Raw genomic sequence first — 9,445 nt, 5'->3', positions numbered from 1 at the left:
TTTGATAGTGCGTTCTAGCTTTTCAAACGTGTCAAGGGCATTTGTTTAAGAGCTTCCTTTTCGCTCTGCCAACTCGTTGAACGGATTTTCTCGATGCGAAAGTTGAGTAATAATTCACGAAAAATAGCGGTGGGTTATAGAGTTTTCACACTTATTTTTTTACAATCTTTCTGGCAAGTAGTATGATCAAAAGAAAACGATAACTATTGAGCGGGAGGTTATTATGAGGCGGCATGCTTTTATAACAGCTGGAACAAAAGGGCTTGGTTACCAAGTGACGAATGCTTTATTAAGTAGAGGCTATTCTGTGACAATCACATATCATAAGGATAAGGAAGCGATTAATAAAATTAAAGAGAAGTGGTCTAATGAGAGTGAACGAATTCAATTTATTCAAGTGGATGTGACCGATAAGAAAGACCTTGATAAAGCGATTGAACAAACTTTTGAGCGTTTTGGCAGAATCGATATCCTCATCAATAACGCAGGACCTTATATATTTGAACGTAAAAAACTGGTCGATTATAGAGAAGACGAATGGTATAACATGATCGAGGGAAATTTGAGTGCAGTATTTCATTTATTTCGCAAAGTGATCCCTATTATGAGGAAGCAGAAGTTTGGTCGTATAGTCACTTATGGTTTTCAAGAGGCGAATCATGCACCTGGATGGAAGTACCGGTCTGCATATGCGGCTGCAAAGGTAGGAGTCGTTTCCTTAATGAAAACTGTTTCAATTGAAGAAGCAGAAAATGGTATTACAGTAAACATGGTCAATCCAGGAAATATTTTAGGTGATATGAAAGAAGCTTCCATTCAAGAAGCAAGAATAGAACAAAAAAATGGAAATACACCAATTGGTCGATCTGCAACAGGAGAAGATATTGCCAGAACGGTTCTTTTCCTCTGTGATGAAAATGCTGATATGGTCACTGGAAGTGTGATTGATGTGACTGGTGGTGTTGATGTGATAAATAGGGAAAGATAAATGAATAGATCAGCCCAATTTGTATCATCTTAAAAGTTAGAGGTGATCTTTAAAAATGGCTAGAAAAATTGGGTTTATTCTTTTTAGTTGCTTGTTACTTTTTATAGGAGCTCAGATGGCAGAGGCTAAAGTGTCTGGGACAGAGCTTATGACAGCTTATTCCGTTAGGATATCAATTCTGAATGATGGTACGGAATATGAATGGGAATATGATAGTCCTAATCATTATGAATACGAAGAAGGGAATTATGTCATAAAAGGTAAAAAGGCTAAAAAAGAAGTAGACGCAATGGTTCAGCTGCTTCACCTTCACCCAAAAGCAAAGATGGAAGAAATGGTAGAAGTGTTACAAAAACGTTATAAACAGTTGGAGAAAGTAGATATTCGTTTTATGTCTGAGGAGAGTAAGCTGTTTACGTGGACATGGAATTCCCAATTGGAGAAGGAGCTGAAATAAATGAAAATTGGCGTACCAAAGGAAATTAAAAATAATGAAAATCGTGTGGCAATGACTCCTGCTGGGGTTCATGCCTTAAAACAAGCAGGACACGAAATTTATATCGAAACAAGTGCAGGTGACGGGAGTGGTTTTACCGACGACCAATACGTAGAGGCAGGAGCTTCAGTTGTTGATACGGCAAAGGAAGCATGGTCTTTTGATATGGTTATGAAGGTGAAGGAGCCGGTTGCTGAGGAGTATAAGTATTTTAGAGAAGGGCTTATTCTCTTTACGTACTTGCATCTTGCCCCTGAGCTTGAATTGACAAAAGCACTTGTCGAAAATAAAGTGGTTGGAATTGCCTATGAAACGGTGCAATTACCAAATGGCAGTCTTCCTTTATTGACACCGATGAGTGAGGTTGCCGGAAGAATGGCGGCTCAAATTGGAGCTCAGTTTTTAGAAAAATCAAAAGGTGGTAAAGGGATTTTACTTTCAGGAATTCCAGGGGTTGAGCGAGCACGAGTGACCGTTGTTGGTGGTGGTGTTGTCGGAACGAACGCTGCCAAAATTGCGATGGGACTTGGAGCAGAGGTGACATTGCTTGATTTAAATCCTGAACGACTTCGCCAACTTGATGATTTATATGGTCGTCAAATCCAGACGTTAATGTCAAATCCATTCCATATTGATGAGGCTGTGAGACGTTCAGATTTAGTGATTGGTGCCGTCTTAATTCCGGGAGCTAAAGCACCTCGTTTAGTTAAGGAGGAGACAGTTAGTGGCATGGAGCCAGGGTCAGTAATCGTCGATGTTGCGATTGACCAAGGCGGAATATTTGAAACCGTTGATCGGGTCACAACCCATGATAATCCGACTTATTTAAAACATGATGTCGTACATTATGCGGTCGCTAATATGCCAGGAGCGGTTCCAAGAACATCGACAATGGGTTTGACAAATGTGACAATTCCTTATGCTTTACAGCTTGCGAATAAAGGTTATAAGCAAGCATGTTTAGATAATGAAGCCTTGTTAAAGGGGATTAATACTTTAGATGGTCATATCACATACAAAGCGGTTGCTGAGGCTCAAAACTTGAGTATGTCGATGCGCGTACCCATTTTAATTCATAAGTAAAAAAGCTATTTCAAATTCGTCTTTACGACTTGAAATAGCTTTTTAAATGGGGCTTTATTTAATAATTTGTAATTCTTTCGGGTAGTTCGTTAAACATTTAGGACCATCTTTTTCAACAAAGATATCATCTTCTATCCGCACACCACCTACATGAGGTACATAAATTCCTGGTTCGATGGTATATACCATCCCTTCCTGTAGTTGCATCGTATTTGTTGCATTTAATGAAGGCCATTCATGCACTTCTGTACCTAAACCATGTCCGATTCGATGTGGGAAATAATCACCATACCCAGCGTCTGTGATGACGGAACGAGCAGCTTCATCGATCTGCCCTAAAGATTCTCCAATGACTGACGATTCAATCGCTTGGAGTTGGGCTTTAAGTACAGTCGCATAAATTTCTTGCTGTTTATCTGATACGTGGTCAAAAGCGACTGTACGTGTGATGTCTGAGCAATACCCTTCGTAAACAACACCGAGATCAAATAAAACGAAATCACCAGGCTTAACCTCATTCATTCCCGGTTTTCCGTGTGGGTTTGCGGAATTGGCTCCTGTTAATACAAGCGTGTTAAATGACATTTCCGTGACGCCTTTTTTCTTTAGCTCAAACTCAATCATGGCAATGATTTCAATTTCTGTTCGACCCGCTTTAATGGCAGACACCCCAACTTCAACACCGAAATCAGCTCGTTTGGCTGCCTCTTGTAAAATTGCCTTTTCTTCTTGTGACTTGATTAAACGTGAGTGTAGTAATGTTTCTTCAATGTTTTGTAGGAGTGTATTTTCACCCAAACGAAGGAGTGCTTGTGAACGTTCATAAGATAGTAAACTTGGCTCAATCGCCATTTTTTCAGTACCGACCTTGTTATTATGTAAATAAGTAGTGATGAACTCCCACGGATTATCTGTATCACTATACCCTATGATATCCCCTTGCCAACCCGCTGCTAAAATGAGGCTTCGTTCCATATGTGGAGCAACAAGTACAGGTTCAGCCGTTGGAGCGACAATGAGGCTAACAAGACGTTCGTGAGGTTCGCAGCGAAATCCGGTTAAATAAAATAAATTAGCTTTCCCTTGAATGAAGGCAAAATCGATTTTTTCTTGTTTTAAATAATTTTGAACATATTGAATTCTTTTTTTATACATAAATAATCGTCCTTCCTTATTTTAATTAAATAATGATGTAAATTAAATCTACCATGAATGACAAATGACTTAAAGTTTAGAATCAGATAAAAATGGGAATGAAGGACGAAGATACCATTAAAAATAGGAGATGAATAATCATGAAAGTTAGTTATCACGGACATTCTGTTGTAATGATCGAAACAAATGGAAAAAAAATCATTATTGACCCCTTTATTTCAGGGAATGGAAGTACCGATTTGAATGTGGACGACCTTGTTGTTGATGTCATTTTACTTACACATGGACATGATGATCATGTTGGAGACACTTTAGAACTAGCCAAAAAACATGACGCCTTAGTTATTGCTCCTTTTGAATTGGCTACTTATTTAAGCTGGCAAGGTGTGCAAACACATCCGATGCATTTAGGTGGAGCCCATACATTTGAATTTGGGACTGTCAAATTTACGGAAGCGTTTCACGGTTCGTCTTATGTGATTGAGGAGACGAAGGAAATTATATATACAGGTATGCCTGCTGGAATTTTATTTACCGCAGAAGGAAAAACGATTTATCATGCGGGTGACACAGGTTTATTTGGAGATATGAAAATAATCGGAGAAAGAAATACGATTGATATCGCCTTTTTACCAATCGGTGATAATTTTACGATGGGCCCAGAAGATGCAGCAACAGCGGCTGATTGGGTTCGGGCCAAAAAAGTCGTTCCGATTCACTACAATACTTTCCCACTTATTGAACAAGATGGAGAAGCTTTTGCAAATTCTTTATCAGGTGGACAAGGTTTATATTTAGAGGTAGGACAATCAACTGAATTATAATAATAAGAAAAGATGGCCAAGCGATTTAAAATCAAATAGCTTGGTCTTTTTTAATGGTTATTTTCATAGTTTTTATAAGAAAGGGAGGTTAATGAATATGAAACAACGATACTTTATTTCCATTTTAATCGCAGCTATTTTGCTTTTGTATAGCTTTGATTATTTTTCATTACAGGCTACAGGTCTGGAATTAATCTTTTTTATTTGTTGGCTGCTGTTTGTTTCATTAGTGATTATTGGGAATATTATTGGACTGTTATATAAGAAAAATCAATCTGTTTCGGTAAGTAGCAGTGGGCAAAAGTCTCAAGAATGGAGAAGTAAGCGTCAATATGGAAGATAAGCTTGATACACCACTCTAACAGAAGTATAATAAGACTAATACAGATTTGAAATATATAAGAAGACGATGAAAGAGTGGTGGATCTTCTTGCCAACAAAACATGAACAAATATTAATGTTTATTTCAGAATTACCTGTAGGTTCAAAAATCTCCGTTCGTTTAATTGCAAAAGAACTTCAATTAAGTGAAGGGACCGCATATCGTGCGATTAAAGAAGCGGAAAACCGAGGGTTGGTTAGTACGATAGAACGGGTTGGAACGATTCGGATTGAAAAAAAGAAAAAGAAAATATCGAAAAACTTACATACGCTGAAGTCGTCAAAATTGTTGATGGACAAGTTCTTGGTGGACGTGAAGGGCTTCATAAAACATTAAATCGATTTGTGATTGGTGCGATGAAATTAGATGCAATGATGCGCTATGTTGAAGCAGGCAATTTACTTATTGTGGGGAATCGTTATAACGGGCATAAGCTTGCACTCGAAGCGGGTGCAGCTGTTTTAATTACCGGAGGATTTGATACGAGTGATGAAGTAGTGGCATTAGCTGATGAATTAAACCTACCGATTATTACGACGAGTTATGATACGTTTACGGTGGCAGCGATGATCAATCGGGCGATTTACGATCAGCTCATAAAAAAGGATATTGTCCTAGTGGATGATATTTTGATACAGCTTCATGAAACGTATTATTTATCAACATCAGACCCAGTTGAAAAGTGGAAAGAATTTAACCAAAAAACAGGTCATTCAAGATACCCAGTTATTGATGAAAACATGAGAGTTCAAGGAATGGTTACCGCAAAAGACGTTGTAGGGGCAACAAAAGATACCGTTATTGAAAAAGTAATGACAGCTAACCCGATTACAGTCAATGAAAGAACATCTGTTGCGTCCGTTGCCCATGTTATGGTTTGGGAAGGAATTGAATTATTACCTGTTCTCGATTCTGAAAAAAGGTTTATCGGAGTTGTTAGTCGTCAAGATGTTTTAAAGGCTTTACAAATGGCTCAAAGACAACCACATGTGGGAGAAACGATTGAAGATATTGTTACTAGTCGATTCGACGAGATAAAGGGTGAAGAAAATACATTCTCATGTGAAGTTTCACCACAAATGACAAATCAATTAGGAACGATTTCGCATGGAGTTATGACGACACTCGTTACTGAAGCAGGTCGAAGAGTATTAAGAAAATACAAACGAGGAAATCTCGTTTTAGAAAACATTACAATCTACTTCCTTAAACCAGTACAAATTGACAGTACGATTCGAATTAAACCACGCATTTTAGAAATTGGTCGTAAGCACGGAAAAATTGACGTTGAAATGTACTTTGAAGATGAAATCGTCTCTAAAGCCCTTTTAATGGCTCAATTAATCGATTGAGTGAAATGTTAAAGATTATGTAGCTGGCCGAAGATTAGGAGTCAATTGGTTAGATTATGAACGAGAAGAAGAAAAAGGCTGGGAAATCCCATGCCTTTTTCAATATGTTTGTGATTAGTTTTGCTCCATTTGCGGAATATAGTGATTGTAGGCTTTGTAGCCATGATAAGCATTATAAGCACCGAGCATAACAAAAACAGCCCCAATCACAATTTCAAGTACACTTCTGTAAGAAACAAATAAATTTAGACCAAAAGAAAGCATAAACATGCCAAGAGAAAGACTAGCTTTTGATTGGTAAATTCGTTTAACTAATGATTCAGTGGCTCTCCATTGTTTGAATTTATTAAAAAGAAAAAAGACAAAAGAAATAACGACAATAATGATTAAAATCTTTGAAATTGAATCAGCCATATGATAAGGCTCCTTCCTAGTTAAAGCTATTTACTCCGAGTTATACAGACATATTGTAACGTTTTCTTGTTAGAAAAGCTAGTTCTGAGGAAGTGTCTAAATCGTGAAACCATTTAACGCAAAAAGTAAACGGTATTTAGAAATAAGAATAGAGGGACAAACATGATAAAAACGATAGAAGAACAAATTTTGAAGTACAAAACGATCATTATCCATCGACATCAACGCCCAGACCCTGATGCGTTAGGTTCTCAAATAGGGTTAAAAAAGCTTATTCAAGCACTTGATCCCACCAAACATGTCTATGCGGTTGGAGAAGTGGAGGATTCACTCGGCTTTTTAGGAGAAATGGATCAAATAGAGGACGATAAATATAACGGTGCATTGGTGCTCGTCTTAGATACAGCCAACCAAGAGCGTATCAGTGATGACCGTTATCAGCTAGGAGACAAACTGATTAAGATTGATCATCATCCTCCAGAAGATCAATATGGGGATTGGAATTGGGTTGATACAAATATGAGTTCAACGAGTGAGATGATCGTGGCACTCATTGAGGCATCATCTGTTTTTGAAAAAGGCTTTACGAGTGAAGTAGCTCTTCCTTTATACGCTGGAATTGTCGGTGATACAGGGCGTTTTATGTATAATAATACGACAAAGGCGACACATCTTCGTACAGGGAAACTAGTAGAAGCCGGGATTGACCAGCCCAAATTTTATTCAGCCCTTCATCGTAAAGCGTTAAAAACAACGAGGTTAGAAGGATATGTTCTGCAGCATTTTATTTATCATGATCAAGGGGTTGGTGAAATGCGATTAACGAATGATATTCTAGCTCAATTTGATTTAACAGCAAACGAATCATCCCAGTTGGTGAATGTTTTTTCAAGTGTTGAGGGCTTAAAAGCATGGGTATTTTTTGTTGAAGATGAAGATAAAATTCGTGTACGCCTCCGCTCAAAAGGTCCAATTATTAACGAATTAGCAAAGGAATATAATGGCGGCGGACACCCAATGGCCTCAGGAGCAACAGTTTATAGCTTTGAAGAAGCCGACCAATTAGTGAAAAAGTTAAAACTATTGAGTGCGGAATTTAATGAAAAAACAAGCCGTTAGAATAAAATTTGAGTCGGATAAGACTCCTTCGGGAATAGTGAAACACGGGAGACCCCGCAGCGACTTTGTCGTGAGGCTCCCAGTTCACCCGCGGAGTAAGTTAACTAATATAACCATATAGTAACGAACAGAACGTTTTTTAGTGGCCTCTTAAAGAGCCTTCAATTGGATGAAGGCTCTAACCTAATTTCAATTGTTAAGTGCAGGGTAGTGTAAAAGGATTCGCCGATGATTTTGAAATGGTATTTACGATCATCGATTACATAGGTCTTATTTTCGATCGCTCGGTAAATAAGATCTTTTGCTTGATAAACCGTTTCGATGCTATCACCTTTTAAGTTGCTAATTTGGTCAACGGCTTGGTGTTTTAAATCATGAATCGTTAATTGGCTCAGTTTTAATTGTTTGTCGTTCGAAAAGCTGATTTCTATGTCTTGGACCGTTAATTTGTTTTTGTTCTCTTCGTTTAATATAATTTGGTCATTTTTTAACTGAGCAATATCTTCTTCTAAATGGGTGATTTCATCGGCCTGTGTCTTAATTTTAACGATCATTGAATCATACACTTGTCCGTAATGGTTCACAAAAAAAGCCCACCCAATGATTGCACCAATCGCAATTCCGGCAAAAAAACGTTGCCAACCAGGTCTTCGATAATACGGAGGAACTCTCATTAATGCTCACCACCAACAATCCAAAGAATAATGACTGTACCCGCTTGTGCCCCACAAAAGGCTGTAAAAAGCATAAGAAACGTTCGTAATATATCTTCATGTAATCCATCAAATAATCCACGTTCGATACTTGTGATCGCGTCAAAGGAGCCACCGATGGCCGCCACAATCGCCCAAATTTTTAAAGAACTTGCCAAGTTTTTCATCTCTTCTAAAGGGGCTTTTCCGACTAGAAACGCTCCAAGGCATCCGATAATAGCCCCACCAATAATGACCCCAAATGCGACAAAAAAGACATCGACAAGTGTTGAAAGCAAATCACGAGTCATTTCTGCTCATCCTTCCGCTGAATTCAATTTTTGAAGGCTTGTTTCTATCACTATATGGTTGGGAGCAGCTTGTTTATGCAAGAAATAAGCGAAACTTTTTTATCATTTCCCGACAGAAGACTCCCTCTTCAATCGTGTGAAGGGAGAAGCCCAACGATAAGGGGGAGATGAATGGCGGTTGGCGGTAGCCAAAGAGATTCTTGTTAAGGTATAATAAGAACATACATTCCTATCTGAGGTGAAAACAATGCTCATCAACAAAGCATACAAATTCCGTCTCTATCCAACCAAAGAACAGGAAATCTTCATTGCTAAAACCATCGGCTGTTCTCGTTTTGTCTTTAATCGCTTTTTAGGACAATGGAACGATACCTACCAAGAAACAGGCAAAGGGTTAACGTATTCTTCTTGTTCGGCTGAATTAACGCAACTAAAAAAGGAATTCGTATGGCTAAAAGAAGTGGACAGCATTGCCCTTCAATCCTCCCTGAAAAATCTTGCCGATTCCTTTACTCGATTCTTCAAGAAACAAAATAAAGCTCCGCGCTTCAAGTCTAAAAAGAATCCGGTACAATCCTACACCACGAAAGTAACAAATAGCAACATTGCCATAGTAAACAACAAAAAAA

11 protein-coding genes and 1 pseudogene are annotated in these 9,445 nt (G+C 38.2%); 8 read left to right on the top strand and 4 right to left on the bottom strand.

What is annotated here, in order from left to right; translation table 11 throughout:
* Window positions 1-223: 223 nt before the first annotated feature.
* The 3 genes from BALCAV_RS19760 to ald are packed head-to-tail and all read left to right on the top strand — an operon-like array spanning window position 224 to window position 2,567.
* Entirely contained in the window at window positions 224-988 is a 765-nt protein-coding gene (locus tag BALCAV_RS19760; RefSeq protein WP_003323450.1) for an SDR family oxidoreductase, read from the top strand.
* 55 nt (window positions 989-1,043) lie between these two features.
* Window positions 1,044-1,445: a hypothetical protein gene (locus BALCAV_RS19755; protein WP_003323449.1), complete on the top strand. Its 402-nt coding sequence runs from the start codon at window positions 1,044-1,046 to the stop codon at window positions 1,443-1,445.
* Window positions 1,446-2,567 (top strand): alanine dehydrogenase, encoded by a 1,122-nt coding sequence (ald, locus tag BALCAV_RS19750; protein WP_003323448.1) that lies wholly within the window; start codon window positions 1,446-1,448, stop codon window positions 2,565-2,567.
* A gap of 54 nt (window positions 2,568-2,621) precedes the next feature.
* Here ald and BALCAV_RS19745 read toward each other — a convergent pair whose 3' ends face one another.
* The gene (locus BALCAV_RS19745; protein WP_003323447.1) at window positions 2,622-3,722 is read right to left on the bottom strand and encodes a M24 family metallopeptidase; all 1,101 of its coding nucleotides are present in this window, start codon (window positions 3,720-3,722) and stop codon (window positions 2,622-2,624) included.
* A gap of 140 nt (window positions 3,723-3,862) precedes the next feature.
* Between BALCAV_RS19745 and BALCAV_RS19740 the strand changes: the two genes are divergently transcribed.
* The 3 genes and pseudogenes from BALCAV_RS19740 to BALCAV_RS19730 all read left to right on the top strand — a co-directional run bounded on the left by BALCAV_RS19740 (window position 3,863) and on the right by BALCAV_RS19730 (window position 6,280).
* Entirely contained in the window at window positions 3,863-4,546 is a 684-nt protein-coding gene (locus tag BALCAV_RS19740) for a metal-dependent hydrolase (protein WP_003323446.1), read from the top strand.
* A 97-nt stretch (window positions 4,547-4,643) separates the two neighbouring features.
* Window positions 4,644-4,889 carry a hypothetical protein gene (locus tag BALCAV_RS19735; RefSeq protein ID WP_003323444.1) on the top strand — a complete coding sequence of 82 codons (246 nt, stop codon included), beginning with the start codon at window positions 4,644-4,646 and terminating at the stop codon, window positions 4,887-4,889.
* Between the two features lie 87 nt (window positions 4,890-4,976).
* Window positions 4,977-6,280: pseudogene (locus BALCAV_RS19730) on the top strand (DRTGG domain-containing protein).
* Between the two features lie 114 nt (window positions 6,281-6,394).
* Here the strand turns inward: BALCAV_RS19730 and BALCAV_RS19725 are convergent.
* Window positions 6,395-6,694, bottom strand: coding sequence for a YtpI family protein (locus BALCAV_RS19725; RefSeq protein ID WP_003323442.1), 300 nt, complete (start codon window positions 6,692-6,694; stop codon window positions 6,395-6,397).
* 162 nt (window positions 6,695-6,856) lie between these two features.
* Here BALCAV_RS19725 and BALCAV_RS19720 point away from each other — a divergent pair, with 162 nt between their 5' ends.
* Entirely contained in the window at window positions 6,857-7,813 is a 957-nt protein-coding gene (locus tag BALCAV_RS19720) for a DHH family phosphoesterase (protein ID WP_003323441.1), read from the top strand.
* A 161-nt stretch (window positions 7,814-7,974) separates the two neighbouring features.
* Here BALCAV_RS19720 and ytrI read toward each other — a convergent pair whose 3' ends face one another.
* Window positions 7,975-8,487 carry a sporulation membrane protein YtrI gene (ytrI, locus tag BALCAV_RS19715; RefSeq protein WP_003321645.1) on the bottom strand — a complete coding sequence of 171 codons (513 nt, stop codon included), beginning with the start codon at window positions 8,485-8,487 and terminating at the stop codon, window positions 7,975-7,977.
* Window positions 8,487-8,816: a YtrH family sporulation protein gene (locus BALCAV_RS19710; protein WP_003321644.1), complete on the bottom strand. Its 330-nt coding sequence runs from the start codon at window positions 8,814-8,816 to the stop codon at window positions 8,487-8,489. Before BALCAV_RS19710 ends, ytrI begins: the two co-directional genes overlap by 1 nt.
* A 247-nt stretch (window positions 8,817-9,063) precedes the next feature.
* Between BALCAV_RS19710 and BALCAV_RS19705 the strand changes: the two genes are divergently transcribed.
* The coding region (locus tag BALCAV_RS19705) for a helix-turn-helix domain-containing protein (RefSeq protein WP_040324284.1) at window positions 9,064-9,445 on the top strand (382 nt) is incomplete at its 3' end.

The organism is Alkalihalobacillus alcalophilus ATCC 27647 = CGMCC 1.3604, from assembly GCF_000292245.2.
GTDB lineage: Bacteria > Bacillota > Bacilli > Bacillales > Bacillaceae_D > Alkalihalobacillus > Alkalihalobacillus alcalophilus.
The sequence above is the reverse complement of the archived record's forward strand: the minus strand, read 5'-3'. Positions and strand labels throughout refer to the sequence as shown.